The sequence below is a fragment of the Micromonospora chalcea genome (assembly GCF_028768405.1).
Classification (GTDB): domain Bacteria; phylum Actinomycetota; class Actinomycetes; order Mycobacteriales; family Micromonosporaceae; genus Micromonospora; species Micromonospora chalcea.
Genome location: NZ_CP118233.1, coordinates 963,743 through 980,273, shown reverse-complemented (window position 1 = coordinate 980,273; position 16,531 = coordinate 963,743). Strand labels below are relative to the sequence as shown.

Sequence of the window (16,531 nt, the reverse complement as noted above, 5' to 3'; positions counted from 1 at the left end):
CGGTCAGGCCGTCCTCTCCAGGACCAGCAGCGAGCGGTCCGGCACGCAGACCGTGCCGCCCGCCTCGACCAGTGTCGTCTTCTCCGGGTCGGGTTCCGCGGTGCTGATCACCAGCTCCCACCGGCTGCCGAACTCCTCGCCGGGCAGCGTGAAGTCCAGCGGCGCGTCGTGCGCGTTGAACAGCAGCAGGAACGAGTCGTCCCGGTGGCGCTGGCCGTACTGGCCGCGTTCCCCGATGCCGTCGCCGTTGACGAACAGGGCCACCGAGCGGCCGAAGTCGTTGCCCCAGTCCTCGCCGGTCATCTCCCGGCCGTCCGGGGTGTACCAGGCCAGGTCCGGCAGTCCGGAGCCGGCGGCCCGGCCGCCCACCGGCAGGCCGGTGAAGAACCGGCGGCGGCGGAACACCTGGTGCCGGTTGCGGAAGTCGGTGAGCCGGCGGACGAAGTCCAGCAGCTCGTCGTCGGCCCGGTCCCAGTCCACCCAGGCGATCTCACTGTCCTGGCAGTAGGCGTTGTTGTTGCCGTGCTGGGTGCGGCCCAGCTCGTCGCCGTGGCCGAGCATCGGCACGCCCTGGGACAGCATCAGCGTGGCCAGGAAGTTGCGCCGCTGCCGGGCCCGCAGCGCGCGTACGCCCGGGTCGTCGGTCTCCCCCTCGACGCCGCAGTTCCAGGACCGGTTGTGGCTCTCCCCGTCCCGGTTGTCCTCGCCGTTCGCCTCGTTGTGCTTGTCGTTGTAGGAGACCAGGTCGGCCAGCGTGAACCCGTCGTGGCAGGTGACGAAGTTGATGCTGTGGAACGGGCGGCGGCCGTCGTCCTGGTAGAGGTCGGCGGAGCCGGAGATGCGGGAGGCGAACTCGGCGAGCGTGGCCGGCTCGCCGCGCCAGAAGTCGCGTACGGTGTCGCGGTACTTGCCGTTCCACTCGGTCCACTGCGGCGGGAAGTTGCCGACCTGGTAGCCGCCGGGGCCGACGTCCCACGGCTCGGCGATGAGTTTCACCCGGCCGACCACCGGGTCCTGCTGCACCACCTCGAAGAAGGTGGACAGGCGGTCCACCTCGTAGAACTCGCGGGCCAGCGTGGCCGCCAGGTCGAACCGGAACCCGTCGACGTGCATCTCGGTCACCCAGTAACGCAGCGAATCCATGATCAGTTGCAGCGAGTGCGGGCTGCGCACGTTGAGGCTGTTGCCGGTGCCGGTGTAGTCGACGAAGTAACGCCGGTCGTCCTCGGAGAGCCGGTAGTAGCTGGGCGTGTCGATGCCCTTGAAGCTCAGCGACGGCCCGAGGTGGTTGCCCTCGGCGGTGTGGTTGTAGACCACGTCGAGGATGACCTCGATGCCGGCGGCGTGCAGCGCCTTGACCATGCCCCGGAACTCCTGCACCTGCTGGCCCAGGCGGCCCAGCGCGGAGTAGCCGTGGTGCGGGGCGAAGAAGCCGATGGTGTTGTAGCCCCAGTAGTTGCGCAGCCCCAGGTCGGCCAGGCGGTGGTCGTGCACGAACTCGTGCACCGGCATCAGCTCCACCGCTGTCACGCCGAGCCGTTTGAAGTGCTCGATCATCACCGGCGAGGCGATCGCCGCGTACGTGCCGCGCAGCTCCTCCGGGATGCCCGGGTGGCGCATGGTCAGCCCGCGCACGTGGGCCTCGTAGATCACCGAGTGGTGGTACGGGGTGCGCGGCGGCCGGTCGTTGCCCCAGTCGAAGTACGGGTTCACCACCACCGACTTCGGCATGTACGGAGCCGAGTCCTCGGTGTTCATCCGGTCCGGGTCGCCGCCGACCTCGTAGTCGTAGACCGACGGGTGCCACATGATCTCCCCGTCGACCGCCTTCGCGTACGGGTCGAGCAGCAGCTTGTGCGGGTTGCAGCGCAGCCCCTCGGCCGGGTTCCACGGCCCGTGCACCCGGTATCCGTAGCGCTGGCCGGGCTCGACGCCGGGGATGTAGGCGTGCCAGACGTACGCGTCGACCTCGCGCAGCTCCACCCGGCGCTCGGTGCCGATGTCCCACTCGTCGAACAGGCAGAGCTCGATCTTCTCCGCCACCTCGGAGAAGATCGCGAAGTTGGTGCCCATCCCGTCGTAGGTGGCGCCGAGGGGGTAGCTCTCGCCCGGCCAGACCTGCATGTCGCTCCTTCGGCCCATGATCGTGAGCGCAGCGGACAGGGGGCCGCCGATGCGCACGCCGGTGATGCCCAGTCGTACGCCTCGTCAATCCACCCGTTCGGACGGTAACCGAAATCCGCCCTCGTGGGGCCGGATGTCACATTCGGGCCCGCCTGCGGCGATCGGGGCCACCCGTCCCGGCATTCCGTAGCCGGGGTCGGCGAATAAGCAGGTCACTTCACAATAGAGGGTCGCCCGCATTCATTGACACCTTCCCCTACTTTATCTTCTCGTTACATCGGCTTCACGCGATCGGAGAAGGAGGTAATTGATGCGGTGATTCATCGTTCGACCCCACCTGACCTGGGCGTCTCGAATAGTGGATCCCGGAACTACGCCGCGTCACCGCCCGGAATCTTTCCGTTCTCGACCGGCCTTCACCTGCGCGAATTGACGGTTCCGCCTCGCTTTATCTCCCTGTTACATCAGCGCGGTGCGAATCCCGCCAGGACCGGCCTACGCTTCGTTCCACTGTCCACATCGATCCGAAAAGAGGATGAATCGATGGGTGAAAGCAGGAACTTGTCGATCGACCTGTCCGACCTGGACACCACAGCGGTCTCCTGGTCGGGCGCCGGCGACGAGGCGTCGGCAGGGCTGTACGCCATGCCGACGGGCGGCGGGATCACGCTGACCGACCCGTCCGCCATGGGCAAGGGCTCCTGCGGCGGCGCCGCGTGCCAGGGCCGGCCGATCCAGTGGTGCTGCGTCAACTGCCACTGATCATCGCGGAGCCGCCGGCGATCGCCGGCGGCTCCGTCCCATCGTCAGCGCGGCCGGCGGTCCGGCTCGTGGGACAAGCGGAGAGGTACGTCAGATGAGCGTTGAACCCGGTCGAGCCGTCGAGCTGAGCGTGGTGATCCCCACCCACGCGGACGCCCCCTGCCTGGAGCTCACGCTGCGGTCGCTGCGGCGTCAGACGCTGGACCCGGACCGCTTCGAGGTCATCGTCGTCCGCGACGGCGGGGACGGCAGCCAGTACTCCGGCATCGCCGACGCCGGCAAGGGGCTGCGCCTGCACTTCGTCGAACGGCCCGAGCGCGGCGGCCGGGCGGCGGCCCGCAACGAGGCCGCGCGCCGGGCGACCGCGCCGCTGCTGCTGTTCCTCGACGCCGACTCGTACGCCACGCCGGACCTGCTGCGCCGCCACCTCGACCACCACCGCGACCCGTCCGCGCCGGCGGTGCTGATGGGCCGGCGCGACGAGACCGGCATCGAGCACGTGCACGCGGCGCTGGCCGACCAGCCGACCATGCCCGTACCTCGGCTGCGTGGGCGCGGCGGCGGCGACATGCGGTTCGGGACCGAGGAGGGACCGTCCGGCGACGACTGGCTGCTGGCCGGGTGGCTGTTCTGCTTCACCCACAACGCCTCGGTGCGCCGGGACGTGTTCGAGGCGGTCGGCGGCTTCGACGAGGGCTTCGGCCTGCGCTGGGGCCTGGAGGACATGGAGCTCTTCTACCGGGTGCACGCACACCTCGGTGTGCTCAACCGCAACTTCGCCTACGACGACCTGGCCGCCGTCTACCACCTGCCGCACCACCGCAACGTCATCCAGAACTGGAACGACTTCATGGACAACCTGGATCGGGTCGCGCTCAAGTACCCGGTCGTGGAGTGGGAGTTCGCCGGGCCGGTGGACGTGGCCCGCGCGGCCGAGCGGGTGGTGCACTACCGCCGGGCGATGGACGACTGCGTACGCCGCTCCTGGTGCCGGATCGGGCCGGCGGTGCAGCGGCTCGCCGGTCGCCTGCCCGGCGACCGGGTGCTGTGGGTCGGCACCGGCAGCGCCGAGGCCGGGCTGCCCGACGGCGCGCTGACCTACGACTACGGGGCGCCGGCCGGTCCGGCCAACTTCCACCTGGTCGGGATCAGGCCACCGGTCGCCGCGGACAGCCTGGACGCCGTGGTCAGCGTCGACTTCTGGCGGTACCTCTACTGGGAGGACCTGTGCCAGTTCGTCAACGTCGCCGGTGCCCTCGCCGACGAGGTGCACCTGGTCTCCACCGGCGCGGAGCTCTCGGCGCGGTTCGACCCGGACCCGGCGAGCCTGGGCTACCTCGGCCGGGTCATGGGCGCCGCGTTCGAGACCACCCTGACCGAGGTCGACGGCCTCGGCACGGTGCTGCGGCTGCGCCCGCACCACCGTGCCGCCGTCGCGGCCGGCTGACCGGGAACGACAACGCCGATGCCAGTGATCGAGGCCAGTGGCCTGACCAAGCGGTTCCGGATCGCCGACAAGCAGCCGGGCCTGCGCGGCTCGCTGCGCCATCTCGTACGGCCACGACACGTCGAGCACGTGGCGGTGGACGGCGTCGACCTGTCGATCTCCTCCGGCGAGGCGGTCGCGTACGTCGGGCCCAACGGCGCCGGGAAGTCGACGACGGTCAAGCTGCTCACCGGCATCCTGCACCCCACCGCCGGGCGGGTACGCGTCTGCGGCCTCGACCCGCACCGCGACCGGCACGCCAACGCCCGCAACATCGGCGTGCTGTTCGGCCAGCGCAGCCAGCTCTGGTGGGACCTGCAGGTCCGCGACTCCCTCGCGCTGCTGCGCGACATCCACCGCATCCCCCGGGCCCGGTACGCGGCACGCCTGGAGGAGTTCGACGCGCTGCTCGGGCTCGGCCGGCTGCTGCCGGTGGTCGCCCGGCAGCTCTCGCTCGGCCAGCGGATGCGAGCCGACCTGGCCGCCGCGCTGCTGCACGCACCGCCCGTGGTGTTCCTCGACGAGCCGACCATCGGGCTGGACATCGTCGCCCGGCAGGCCGTCCGGGACTTCCTGCGGGCCCAGCGCGCGAGCGGGACCACGGTGCTGATGACCACGCACGACATCGGTGACATCGAGCAGGTCTGCCGCCGGCTCGTGATCATCGACGAGGGCCGGATCATCTTCGACGGCTCGATCGACGCCGTCCGCCGGCTGGTCGCCGACCAGCGGACCGTGCACCTGACGCTCGGCGCCGACTGGCACGGCGACCTCGACGCCGACCTGCCGGGCGTCCGGCTGGTCCACGACGGGTCGGCACGGCAGATCGCCGTCACGTTCGACCACGGCGCGTACGGCGCGGGCGAGATCGTCTCGGTGGTCGCCCGCCGGGCGCCGGTGGTGGACATCCGGATCGACGAGCCGTCCATCGAGGACGTGGTGCGCCGGGCGTACGCCGGCGAGCTGAGCCCGTCGGTGCCGGCATGAGGGCGTACCTGACGCTGGCCCGGATGTCCTGGTCGACGCTGCTGATCTACCGGGGCGAGTTCCTCCTCCAGCTCACCGGGGTCGTGGTGCAGACCGTGGCGCTGTTCGCGGTCTGGCAGGCGGTCTTCGCCGGCGCGGCCGGCGGCGAGGTGGGCGGGTTGTCCTGGGAGCAGATGAAGGGCTACCTGGTCGTGGCGTTCCTGACCGGGGCGCTGCTGTCGAGCTTCACCGACGCGCAGATCGCCGGCCCGGTGCTGCACGGCACCGTGGCGCTCGACCTGGTCCGGCCGATCGACTACCAGCTCTCGCGTTTCGCGCTGTCACTCGGATACGTCGTCGGTGAGGTGCTGACGGTGGCGGTGATGGCGGCGACGCTGGTGTCGGCGTTCGGCGGCGCCGCGCTGCCCGCCGCCGGGCAGGCCGGGCTGTTCCTGCTCAGCCTGCTGGCGGTGGTGCCGCTGAAGTTCGGCCTGGTCTACCTCGTCGGGCTGCTGTGCTTCTGGACCGGCAACTTCCACGGGCTGAGCCTGTCCCGGGTGGCGGTCACCAACATCCTCTCCGGGGCGCTGGTGCCGATCGCGTTGTTCCCGGGCTGGCTCCAGGTCGTCTGCCAGCTCTCCCCGTTCCCCGGCATCGTCTCCACCCCGGCGCTGATCTACCTGGGGCAGGCACGTGGCGCCGAGGCGGTGACGCTGATCGGCGTACAACTGCTCTGGGTTCTGGTGTTGTGGGGCGCGGCCCGGCTGCTGTGGTCCGCGGGCGTGCGGCGGCTGACCGCGCACGGCGGGTGACCGGCCGATGATGCACGAGGCACGGATCTACCGCCGGCTGCTCGGCGCGCATCTGCGGGCGGTGCTCGAGTACCGCGCCGACGCGCTCCTGACCATCGGGGCGACCGTGCTCGGTCAGCTCGCCGGGCTGGTCTTCGTGGTGATGGTGTTCCGGCAGGTGACGGCGCTCGGCGGGTGGACCCGCTGGGAGGTGCTGTACGTCTGCGCCATGGTGATGCTCGCCGAGGGCGTCGGCTCCCTGCTGTTCGAGGGGACCTGGCATCTCGGCGGCCTGGTCAACCTCGGCCTGCTGGACTACCTGCTGGTCCGGCCCTACCCGGTGGTGCTCCAGGTCACCGGCAACGCGGTCGGGTTCAACGGCCTCGGCAACGTCGGGTTCGGCGCGGCGCTGCTCGGCGCCGCGGCCGTCCACCTCGACCTGGCCTGGACGCCGCTGACGGTGCTCTGGGCGGTGGTGCTGCTCGTCAGCGGGGTGCTGGTCAAGCTGGCGGTCAACCTGGCCACCAACGCTGTCGTCTTCTGGCTGCTGAGCCCGTCCAGCTCGCTCGCGGCGAGCGTGCACACCCTGGGCGACCTGGCCCGCTATCCGCTGACCCTGTACGGCACCGGCCTGCGCTCGCTGCTGACGCTCGTACCCGTCGCGTTCGTCGGCTACTTCCCGACGGCCGCGCTGCTGGACAAGGGCGCCTCGACCACGGCGGGCGCGCTCACCCCGGTCGTCGCGGCGGCCTGCGCGGCCGGGGCGTGGGCGGTCTTCCGGGCCGGGTTGCGCCGGTACGAGAGCGCGGGCAGCTGAGATGGCAGCCACGCGGGCCGGCGTCACCGGCAGGTACCTGGCGGCGGTGCGGGACGACACCGGGCAGCCGACGGCGTACCTGCCGCCGTGCGGCAAGCGGTACCCGGGCGCGACCCGCCGGCCGCTGCGGTGGCCCGGCCCGGGGTCCGTGCCGCTCGGCGACGGCTGCCTCGACCGGCTCAGCGCGATGCTGCTCGGGTACGCGCCACGCCGGGCGGAGACGATCACGCTGGCCGGACTGTCCGCGTTGACCGGCGCCCCGTCGGACACGCCCACGCCGTCGCGGCTGCTGCCCGGCTGGCACACGCTGCGCCGGTCGGTGCCCTCCGGCGGGGCGTTCCACCCCAACGAGATCTACCTCGCCTGGGCCGGCTCCCCCGACCTCGCGGCCGGCGTCTACCACTACGACCCGCCGCACCACTGCCTGGAACTGCTGCGCCCGGGCAGCCCGGCCGCCCGGCTCGACCGGCTCCTCGGTGCCGCGGCGGCGCCCCGGCACGCGCTGCTGCTGACCCACCGGCCGTGGAAGAACACCAGCAAGTACGGGGCGTTCGGCTACCGGCTGGGCATCGTCGACTCCGGTGTCCTGCTGGCCCAGCTGCTCACGTCGCCGGTGGACGCGACACCGCGCCTGGACCTCGATCCGGCGCTCGCCGGTGAGCTGCTCGGACTCGACGCCGAACTGGAGGCCACCTACGCGGCGATCGAGTTCCCCGCGCACGCGGACGTCCCCGGGACACCGCTTGCGTCCGCCGGGCCGCCCCCGGCGACCGGGCTGGACCACGACCGGCTCGGCCACGAGGCCGCCCACCCGAGCGCGGTGGCGCTGCACCGGGCAAGGTACGACCGGTACGCCGACGCCGAGCCACCCTCGGCCGACCGTCTTCCGGCCGACGGCGTCCCGGCCCGGCGCCTCCCGGCGGACCGCCTTCCGGTGGGTCCGGCGGCGGGCCGGGCGCTGGACCTGCCGCCGGCCCGGCCGCTCGACCTGGTCGCGGCCGCCGCCCGCCGCGCCTCCGCCGCGAACCTCGGCCCGGGGCTGACCGCCGGGCAGGTCGCCGGCATCCTGGCCTGCGCCGCCGGCCGGGCCGGTTCGCCGGCCCTGGCGGCGCTGGCCCGGCAGCCGCTGTACCCGGAGCTCTGGTGCCTCGCCCGGGCCGTCGACGGCATCCCGGCGGACGCGTACCGCTACCAGCCGCACCACCACCGGCTGGTGCCGACCGGGCCGCCGGGAGCGGCCGACGACGCGGCGGCGTACCCGCACCGGGTCGACCGCCGGATGGTCACCCGCGGCGCGACCCTCTACCTGGTGCACGCCGGGAGCCGGCCCGTCGACCAGCTCTCCCCGGCCTCGTTCCACCGGCTGCACCTGCTCGCCGGTGTGGCCCTTCACCTGGCCGGGCTCGCCGCCACCGCGACCGGCGCGGCGAGCCGGGCGCTGGGCGGCCTCACCGCCGACGCGGTCGCCGCCCGGCTCGGCCTGCCGGACGGGGCGTCCCCGCTGACACAACTGCTGGTCGGCACGCCCGCGCCGCGTCCCGGGGTGCTGGCGGCCCATCTCACCGAAGGGAACCCTCATGGCTGAACAGGACGTTCCGGCGCTCGTCGGCACCCCCACGCCGGACGCGGTGCTCGCGGCGGTCGCCGAGCACGGCGCGGTGCTGCTGCGCGGCGGGTGGCGGCACGAGGACTACGTCGCGCTCGGCGACGCGCTGATGACCGCGTCGCCGTACCAGGGCGGGTTCCACGACGAGCGGGACGTGATCGGCGGTGACCCGACGACGACCACAGTCACCCGGGGAACGCAGGGCATGCCGCTGCACCGGGAGGCGTCGTACGCGCCCGGCGCCCCGGACCTGCTGATGTTCCGGTGCGAGCGGCCCGCCGCCGACGGCGGGGCCACGACGCTGTGCGACGGTCTCGCGCTGCTGGCCGCCCTGCCCGCCACGGTCCGCGCCGCCTGCGAGGAACTGACGCTGCGCTGGGAGAGCGAGCTGCCCACACCGGTGTGGCAGCGGATGTGCGGCACGACCGACCCGGAGGCGGCGGAGCGGATGCTGCGGCAGTGGGAGCCGTACCTGCGGCCGTGGGAGTCGATCCACATCGACGTGGACGAGGACGCGATGACTGTCGGCTTCGGCACCCGGTGCACGCCACCGACCCTCTTCGAAGGTGTGCCGGCGTTCTGCAACTCGCTGTTCATCAGCCGCCCGCAGCCCGGCGAGTACCACGACCGGCGGCTGCGGGTGCGCTCCGGTACCGGCGCGCCGGTGCCCGAGGACCTCGTGGCCACCGCCGCGGACGTCGCCGCGCGGCTGACGGTGGCGGTGCCGTGGCGGTCCGGTGACGTGCTGGTCGTGGACAACTCCCGGTACCTGCACGGCCGGCAGGCGTTCACCGACGCCGGACGCGCGGTCGCGGTGCGGATGGGACACCTGCGGAAGGAGGGGGCCGCGTGAGGGTCAAGCTCCGCGACGACCTGATGTACGTGCCGGTCGACGACGGCGTGTACCTGGAGACGGGACTCGCCGGCACGCACCTGGCGGGCGCGTCGGCGTACGGCCTCGTGCAGCGGCTCGCCCCGCATCTGGACGGCACCCGCACGGTGGAGGCCCTGACCGCGGGTCTGCCCCCGGCGCAGCGGCAGCTCGTCACCGACCTGGTCCGGATGCTGGTGCGGCGGGGCATCGCCCGCGACCTCGACAGCGAGCCGCCACACACGTTGCGGGACTGGGAACTCGACACCTACCGGGACTCGATCGCGTTCGCCGAGCACGTCAGCGACGCGCCGCTGAGCCGCTTCGAGGCGTTCCGCGACGGGCGGGTGCTGCTCGTCGGCGCCGGCGCCGGCATGCTCGCGCTCGTCCAGACGCTGTTCGAACTCGGGCTGCGTACGGCCTCGCTGGTCGAGACCACCGAGACCGGCACCGAACGCGACGGCTTCCGGCGGATCGTGCAGCGCCGTCGAGCAGAGGATCCGACGACCGGGCTGACGCTGCTGGACGCGGCCGCCGCCCTCGACACCGACGAGGGGCTCGCCGGCCTGCTGACGGGGTACGACGCGGTGCTGCACTGCGCCGCGCGTCCGATGGCCGGGCGGGCGACGCGGCTGAACCGGGCGGCCCGGGCGATCGGGGTGCCGGTCCTGCACGCGGTGCCCGGCGGCGCGGAGGCGTGGATCGGCCCGACCGGCGGCGGCATCACCGGCGGCTGCTGGGAGTGCGGCCTGCTCAGCCGGCAGGGCGCCGGGCTCCCCCCGGGTGACGCCGACGAGCCCGACACGACGTCCGAGTGGCTGTCGGCGCCGGTCTGCGGCCTGATCGGCGCGGCGCTCGGGTTCGCGTACCTGCGCCACCGGGTGGGAGCGGAGAGCACCGCCACGAACCGGATGACCCGCGTGGACCTGGAAACCGCTGTGACCAGCGAGCATCTGCTCGACGTGCACCCCCGCTGCCGCTCCTGCCGGCCCCCGGCCCCGTACGCCGATCTCGCCGCGCACGTCGACGCGATGGCCGCCCGCACGCCGGTGGGCGTCGAGGAGTTCGTCGCCCGGATGCCGTTCCTGGTCGACGCGCGGCTGGGCCCGCTGCTGGCCATCGACACCGGCGCCCACTCGCAGATCTCGGTCAGCTGCGTCGAGGCGACGGTCGTGGACCTGGCCGGCGGCGCACCGCGGCTGCTCACCGCCGTCGGCGCAAGCCGGGAGCAGGCGCTGCTGCGCGCCGCCACGGCGGCACTGGAGACGCTCGCGGCCCGGGCCTGCGCCGGCGACGCCGCCACGAGGTGGTGGGACACCGCGCGTGGCGCTGTCGTCGACGCACAGCCGGACGGCGTGGTGATCGCCAGCGGTCACACCTGGGCGGAGGCGCGCGGCCGGGCGATCCTGAAACTGCGACGCGCGGCCGCGACCCCACCCGAGGTCGCCGACGGTGGGCCGCCCGGCGGCTGGCTCGACCGGGCGCGGTGGCCGGAGCCGACCCGCGTCATGGCACACGAGCTGGCCCTCCTCGGCCACGAGCCGCGGGCGTGGCACGACGGATCGAGCACCCCGACCGTGTTCGTCGCCGTCGGCGGCGGATGGGTCGCCCGCAGCTGCGCCACCGACACGGACACCGCCCTGGCGAACGCGATGCAGGCCGCGGTCGCCGTCCTGACCGGACGCCGCCCGGACGGCGCCGAGATCGGGCCGGACGCGGGCGGCTACGACTGGGACACGGCGCTGCCGCCGCTGCTACGCGAGCTGGCACGGGACGGACGGTCGCTGCTGGTGCGGCCCGCCGACTCGCTGCCCCGGGCGCAGCGGGTGATGCCGTTCATGATCAGGGCGGCGTGGTCGCCACGAGCGGGGAGCAGCGCATGACCGACGTCACGACCACACCGGCCGTCCCCGCCCCGTCCGACGTGGCGCCGCGTCCCGGCCTGCGGATCCTCGGCGTCGGCGCCCTGCGCCGGGCGGTGGAACAGGCGCTGGGCGCCGCCCCGGTCACCGACGTCGACGTCTTCGTCGTCGACGGGCCACCGGAGGACGTCGACGTGGCCGCCCGGGCTGCCGCCGACGCCGGCCGGTCCTTCCTGCCGGTGTACACCACGCCGCGCGGCGTACGGATCGGCCCGTTCGTCACACCCGGCCGGCCGGGCTGCCACCACTGCCTCCAGGTGCGGCAACGCCGGGCGCGGACCACCGGGACACCGCACCGGTCCGCGCTGTGGCAGGGGCTCTACGACGGCACCGTGCAGCCCGCCCGGCCCGTCCTCGGCCCGCCGGTACGCGCCGCGGTCGCCGCGCTCGTGGCCGACGAGCTGCGCCGGGTCGCGCAGGGCGGCGACGGCCGGTGCGCGGAAGCGGTGCTGGAGGTCGCCACGGCCTCGATGGCCGTCAAGCGGCACCGGTTCGTCCCCGAACCCGGCTGCCCGGTGTGCGGCCCGTTGCCGGACGACGGCCCGGCCGCCGGCACCTTCACGCTGACGTCCCGGCCGAAGCGGGCACCGGACGACTACCGGGCCCGCAGCCTTCCCGACGAGCACCTCGCCCTGCTGGCGGCGCTGCACGACGAGGAGACCGGGCTGCTGTCGTCGATCACCGTCCACCACAACCATCCGATGGTCCTCGCCGGCGCGATCGGTGGCCCGTTGTGCTGTGGTGAACTGGCCGGCTACGGCCGGACCTTCACCTACCCGGCGAGCGTGGCCGTCGCCGTCGCCGAGGCGCTGGAACGGCTCGGCGGCAACGTGCCACGCGCCCGCCGTACCGTCACCCGCGCCTCGTTCCGCGAGCTCGGACCGCGGCGGGCCGTCGAGCCGACGGAGTTCGGGCTGCCGCCCGCGCCGCCCGACGACCACGCGGTCGCATACGACCCGGACCGGCCCGTGGAATGGGTGTACGCCTATTCGTTCCGGCGCGGCGGCCCGGTGCTGGTGCCGGAGACCTTCGCCTACTACGGCTCGCACGGCATGGGTTTCGGTCCGGAGTGCTCAAACGGCTGCGCGCTGGGCGCGAACCTCGAAGAGGCGATCCTGCACGGCATCTTCGAAGTCGCCGAACGGGACGCCTTCCTGTCCACCTGGTACGCCCGGCTACCGGTGCCGCGCGTGGACCCGATGACCTCCGCCGACCCGATGACCCGCGTGCTCGTCGACTGGATCCAGCGCACCACCGGCAGCCGCCTGGACGTCTTCGACATCACCATGCCCGAAGGCGTCCCGGCGGTCTGGCTGATGCTCGTCGACGAGGAGGTGCGGCCGGGACGTCCCCGGGCGTTCTGCGGCGCCGGGGCGCACCTGGACCCGGAGCGCGCCCTGTGGTCCGCGCTGGTGGAGCTCGCCAGCGTCGCCGAGGCCACCCGGGAGATGGTCGCCGAGGACACCACCGCCCCCGGCCTGGTCGCCGACTCCGACCTGGTCCGGACCATGGAGGACCACCTGCTGGCGGCGGCCGACCCGGACGCCTGGCCGCGCTTCGCGTTCCTGTACGAGCGCGACGAGATCCGGTCCATGGCGGAGGCGTTCCCAACGGCGGCGCGCTACCGCCCGGCCGCGGACCTGCTCGACGACCTGCGGCACGTGACCGGACGCTACCTCGACGAGGGCCTGGACGTGGTGGTCGTCGACCAGACCGCCCGCGAGCAGGAGGCCGTCGGCCTCACCAGCGTGAAGGTGCTGATCCCGGGGCTGCTGCCGATGACGTTCGGTCACCGCAACCGGCGCGTCGACCTGCCCCGGCTGCGCGAGCTGCCGGTCCGGCTCGGACACCGGGCCGAACCGCTCGCCCCGGAGGAGATCAACCCGTATCCGCACCCGTTCCCGTGACCGTCCCATGTGCGCGGAGGCGTCGGAGAGTGATGAGGATCGCTCACCGCGCGCGAGAGGATCCGGCACAGTAGGTTGGCAGGGTGACTGGACGGTTCCGGTTGCCGATCGACGTCAGCACCCTCCCGGTGGCCCGCGATCGGTATCCGGCCAGGCCGTCGTCGGCGAGCTGGTGCCGGCGCCCGGCCGGCCGTCCGGTCGCTCCTGACCACCGCTCGACGCCGCCACCGCTGCCGGCGTGCCTCACCCTGCATGGACGGAGATCGACGTGACCACTCTGCGGGTCGGCGCGCAGCCCGCCACCGCGACGGACCGGCTCCACCGGCCCACTCTCACCTCCCGCCCGGCCCCGCCGTCGCCGGCCGGGGCCGGGCCCCGGACCCGGCGCATCCTGATGCTGTCGTGGGAGTACCCGCCGGTGCTCGTCGGCGGACTCGGCCGCCACGTCCACGCGCTGTCCGTGACGCTGGCCGCCGCCGGGCACGAGGTCACGGTCGTCACCCGCCACGCCGAGGGCGCTCCCCTGGAGGAGTACGCCGACGGCGTCCGTATCGTCCGCGCCGCCGAGGACCCGGTCACCTTCCCCCTGGCCACCGGGTCACTGCTGGCCTGGACGATGGCGTTCAACCACACGCTGACGCGGGCCGCGCTGCGCGCCGCCTCCTCCGGCGCCTACGACGTCATCCACGCCCACGACTGGCTCGTCGCGCACACCGCGATGACGCTGCGCGAGCACCTGGACGTGCCGCTCGTGACCACCATCCACGCCACCGAGGCGGGCCGGCACCAGGGCTGGCTGCCGGAGGAGATGAACCGCACCATCCACGGCGTCGAGCACTGGCTCGCCGGCGAGTCCGGGCGCGTGATCGTGTGCTCCGGCTACATGCGCGACGAGGTGGGCGCGCTGTTCGGCGTGGACGCCGCCCGCGTCGACGTGGTGCCCAACGGCGTCGAGCCGCACCGCTGGCGGGTGCCCGCGTCGGCCGTCGCCGCCGCCCGGGCGCGGTTCGCCGCCGACGGCCCGCTGGTCACGTTCGCCGGCCGCCTGGTGTACGAGAAGGGCGTACAGCACCTGCTGGCCGGGCTGCCCCGGCTGCGCGACCGGCACCCCGGCCTGCGCGCGGTGATCGTCGGCGACGGGCCGTACCGGGCGGACCTGGAGGCCGAGGTGCACCGCCTCGGGCTGGGCGGCACCGTCAGCATGCCCGGGTTCCTCGGCGGCACCGACCTGCCCGCCGTGATGGCCGCCTCGGACTGCTTCGCGGTGCCCAGCATCTACGAGCCGTTCGGCATGGTGGCGCTGGAGGGGGCCGCCGCGGGCGCGCCGCTGGCAGTGGCCCGTACCGGCGGCCTGGCCGAGATCGTCGAGCCGGGCGTCACCGGGATGACGTTCGCCCCGCACGACCCGGACGGGCTCGCCGAGGCGGTGCACGCGTTGCTGTCGGACCGGGACCGGGCCCGCGTGCTCGCCCGGCGGGCCCGCGCCATGGTCCACGAGCGGTACGGCTGGGCGGCCATCGCGTCCCGCACGGCTGCCGCGTACGCCGCCGCCATCGCCGGCGACCCGTCGTTCACCGCCGCCCGCGCCCAGCACCGCATGACACACGGCCGGCCCACGCCGCGCGTCCCCGAGGGCAACCTCCTCACCGCCGCCGGCCTGCGGTAAGGAAGGGCCCCCTATTAACGCCTCGGGTAGAGGAAGGGCCCCTTGTTAACGCCCCTCCCCCCGGTGCACAGGACGAAGGCCGCCGACCCTGCTCGGGTCGGCGGCCTTCGTCGTCCGCGTGTTAAAAGGGGGCCCCTCCTCTACCGGAGGCGTTAAGAAGGGGCCCTTCCTTGCACGCTCAGCGCTTGTCGGCCGGGACGTACTCCCGCTCGGTGGCGCCGGTGTAGATCTGCCGCGGGCGACCGATCTTGGTCTCCGGGTCGTTGATCATCTCGCGCCACTGCGCGATCCAGCCGGGCAGGCGGCCCAGCGCGAACAGCACCGTGAACATCTTCGTCGGGAAGCCCATGGCCTTGTAGATCAGACCGGTGTAGAAGTCCACGTTCGGGTAGAGCCGGCGGGACACGAAGAAGTCGTCGGCGAGCGCGATCTCCTCCAGCTGCACCGCGAGGTCGAGCAGCGGGTCCGGCTTGGACATCCGGCCGAGCACGTCCTGGGCGGCCTTCTTCACGATGGCGGCACGCGGGTCGTAGTTCTTGTAGACCCGGTGCCCGAAGCCCATCAGCTTCACGCCGTCCTGCTTGTCCTTCACCTTCTGCACGAAGGAGCGGACGTCGCCGCCGTCGGCCTGGATCTTCTGGAGCATCTCCAGCACGGCCTGGTTGGCGCCGCCGTGCAGCGGGCCGAACAGCGCGTTCACGCCGGCCGAGACCGAGGCGAACAGGTTGGCGTTGCTGGAGCCGACCAGCCGCACGGTGGAGGTGGAGCAGTTCTGCTCGTGGTCGGCGTGCAGGATGAACAGCATGTCCAGCACCCGGGCCACCACCGGGTCGACCTCGTACGGCTCGGCCGGCACGCCGAACGTCATCCGCAGGAAGTTCTCGACGTAGCCGAGCGAGTTGTCCGGGTACAGCAGCGGCTGCCCGATCGACTTCTTGTACGCGTACGAGGCGATGGTCGGGACCTTCGCCATCAGCCGCACCGTGGACATCTCCACGTGCTCGGAGTCGAACGGGTCCAGGCTGTCCTGGTAGAAGGTGGAGATGGCGCTGACGGCCGAGGAGAGCACGGCCATCGGGTGCGCGTCACGGGGGAAGCCGTCGAAGAACCGGCGCATCTCCTCGTGCAGCAGCGAGTGCCGCCGGATCCGCTCGCTGAACTCCGACAGCTGCGCCTGGGTCGGCAGCTCGCCGTAGATCAGCAGGTAGGAGACCTCCAGGAAGGAGGACTTCTCGGCCAACTGGTCGATCGGGTAACCCCGGTACCGCAGGATGCCGGCATCACCGTCGATGTAGGTGATGGCGGACGAGCAGGACGCGGTGTTCACGAAACCGGGGTCGTACGTGGTCATCCCGGTTTCCTTGAGCAGCTTGCTCACCCCGATCCCGGCGGGGCCCTCAACCGCGGACTGCACCGGCATCGACAGCTGCCCACCGGGGTGGTCGAGCTTGACTTCCGTCATCTGTTCCTCGCTTCGCCGGCAAGATCTTCGTTGAATTGCCTTCGCTTCTACCGTAATCACGGCGCGGAGAACACCGCTCGTCATGGTTTCGGGGTGAGGTGTGCGTCACCTGTTTCCCGGCCAGGCGGTCCGGAAACCGGTTGGGAGCGCG

At 72.9% G+C, this 16,531-nt stretch carries 12 protein-coding genes; 10 read left to right on the top strand and 2 right to left on the bottom strand.

Going from position 1 to position 16,531, the window contains the following annotated elements:
* Positions 1 to 3 precede the first annotated feature (3 nt).
* Positions 4 to 2,124 carry a glycogen debranching protein GlgX gene (glgX, locus tag PVK74_RS04540; RefSeq protein WP_274478273.1) on the bottom strand — a complete coding sequence of 707 codons (2,121 nt, stop codon included), beginning with the start codon at positions 2,122 to 2,124 and terminating at the stop codon, positions 4 to 6.
* 543 nt (positions 2,125 to 2,667) lie between these two features.
* Between glgX and PVK74_RS04535 the strand changes: the two genes are divergently transcribed.
* The 10 genes from PVK74_RS04535 to PVK74_RS04490 all read left to right on the top strand — a co-directional run bounded on the left by PVK74_RS04535 (position 2,668) and on the right by PVK74_RS04490 (position 14,918).
* Entirely contained in the window at positions 2,668 to 2,886 is a 219-nt protein-coding gene (locus PVK74_RS04535) for a hypothetical protein (protein ID WP_113973761.1), read from the top strand.
* 94 nt (positions 2,887 to 2,980) lie between these two features.
* The gene (locus PVK74_RS04530) at positions 2,981 to 4,333 is read left to right on the top strand and encodes a glycosyltransferase family 2 protein (RefSeq protein ID WP_082930928.1); all 1,353 of its coding nucleotides are present in this window, start codon (positions 2,981 to 2,983) and stop codon (positions 4,331 to 4,333) included.
* Positions 4,334 to 4,351: 18 nt separating this feature from the next.
* Positions 4,352 to 5,359 carry an ABC transporter ATP-binding protein gene (locus PVK74_RS04525; RefSeq protein ID WP_274478272.1) on the top strand — a complete coding sequence of 336 codons (1,008 nt, stop codon included), beginning with the start codon at positions 4,352 to 4,354 and terminating at the stop codon, positions 5,357 to 5,359.
* Complete coding sequence (locus tag PVK74_RS04520) at positions 5,356 to 6,150, top strand: ABC transporter permease (RefSeq protein WP_274478270.1); 795 nt, start codon at positions 5,356 to 5,358, stop codon at positions 6,148 to 6,150. The genes PVK74_RS04525 and PVK74_RS04520 overlap by 4 nt, the downstream gene beginning before the upstream one ends.
* Positions 6,151 to 6,157: 7 nt before the next feature.
* Positions 6,158 to 6,946 (top strand): ABC transporter permease, encoded by a 789-nt coding sequence (locus PVK74_RS04515; protein WP_245254740.1) that lies wholly within the window; start codon positions 6,158 to 6,160, stop codon positions 6,944 to 6,946.
* 1 nt (position 6,947) lies between these two features.
* Complete coding sequence (locus PVK74_RS04510; protein ID WP_274478269.1) at positions 6,948 to 8,531, top strand: nitroreductase family protein; 1,584 nt, start codon at positions 6,948 to 6,950, stop codon at positions 8,529 to 8,531.
* Entirely contained in the window at positions 8,524 to 9,405 is an 882-nt protein-coding gene (locus tag PVK74_RS04505) for a TauD/TfdA family dioxygenase (protein WP_140946440.1), read from the top strand. Before PVK74_RS04510 ends, PVK74_RS04505 begins: the two co-directional genes overlap by 8 nt.
* Entirely contained in the window at positions 9,402 to 11,306 is a 1,905-nt protein-coding gene (locus PVK74_RS04500; RefSeq protein ID WP_274478267.1) for a hypothetical protein, read from the top strand. Before PVK74_RS04505 ends, PVK74_RS04500 begins: the two co-directional genes overlap by 4 nt.
* Entirely contained in the window at positions 11,303 to 13,252 is a 1,950-nt protein-coding gene (locus PVK74_RS04495) for a TOMM precursor leader peptide-binding protein (protein ID WP_274478266.1), read from the top strand. Before PVK74_RS04500 ends, PVK74_RS04495 begins: the two co-directional genes overlap by 4 nt.
* 268 nt (positions 13,253 to 13,520) lie before the next feature.
* Positions 13,521 to 14,918, top strand: a complete 1,398-nt coding sequence (locus PVK74_RS04490) for a glycosyltransferase family 4 protein (RefSeq protein ID WP_274478265.1) — start codon at positions 13,521 to 13,523, stop codon at positions 14,916 to 14,918.
* A 178-nt stretch (positions 14,919 to 15,096) separates the two neighbouring features.
* Here the strand turns inward: PVK74_RS04490 and PVK74_RS04485 are convergent, their stop codons facing one another.
* Positions 15,097 to 16,380 (bottom strand): citrate synthase, encoded by a 1,284-nt coding sequence (locus PVK74_RS04485; RefSeq protein WP_187693419.1) that lies wholly within the window; start codon positions 16,378 to 16,380, stop codon positions 15,097 to 15,099.
* Between the last annotated feature and the right edge of the window lie 151 nt (positions 16,381 to 16,531).

Bases quoted from the DNA above. Each gene is read 5' to 3' on its own strand.
- glgX (WP_274478273.1), bottom strand. From the start codon at position 2,124: ATGCAGGTCTGGCCGGGCGAGAGCTACCCCCTCGGCGCCACCTACGAC.
- PVK74_RS04535 (WP_113973761.1), top strand. From the start codon at position 2,668: ATGGGTGAAAGCAGGAACTTGTCGATCGACCTGTCCGACCTGGACACC.
- PVK74_RS04530 (WP_082930928.1), top strand. From the start codon at position 2,981: ATGAGCGTTGAACCCGGTCGAGCCGTCGAGCTGAGCGTGGTGATCCCC.
- PVK74_RS04525 (WP_274478272.1), top strand. From the start codon at position 4,352: ATGCCAGTGATCGAGGCCAGTGGCCTGACCAAGCGGTTCCGGATCGCC.
- PVK74_RS04520 (WP_274478270.1), top strand. From the start codon at position 5,356: ATGAGGGCGTACCTGACGCTGGCCCGGATGTCCTGGTCGACGCTGCTG.
- PVK74_RS04515 (WP_245254740.1), top strand. From the start codon at position 6,158: ATGATGCACGAGGCACGGATCTACCGCCGGCTGCTCGGCGCGCATCTG.
- PVK74_RS04510 (WP_274478269.1), top strand. From the start codon at position 6,948: ATGGCAGCCACGCGGGCCGGCGTCACCGGCAGGTACCTGGCGGCGGTG.
- PVK74_RS04505 (WP_140946440.1), top strand. From the start codon at position 8,524: ATGGCTGAACAGGACGTTCCGGCGCTCGTCGGCACCCCCACGCCGGAC.
- PVK74_RS04495 (WP_274478266.1), top strand. From the start codon at position 11,303: ATGACCGACGTCACGACCACACCGGCCGTCCCCGCCCCGTCCGACGTG.
- PVK74_RS04485 (WP_187693419.1), bottom strand. From the start codon at position 16,380: ATGACGGAAGTCAAGCTCGACCACCCCGGTGGGCAGCTGTCGATGCCG.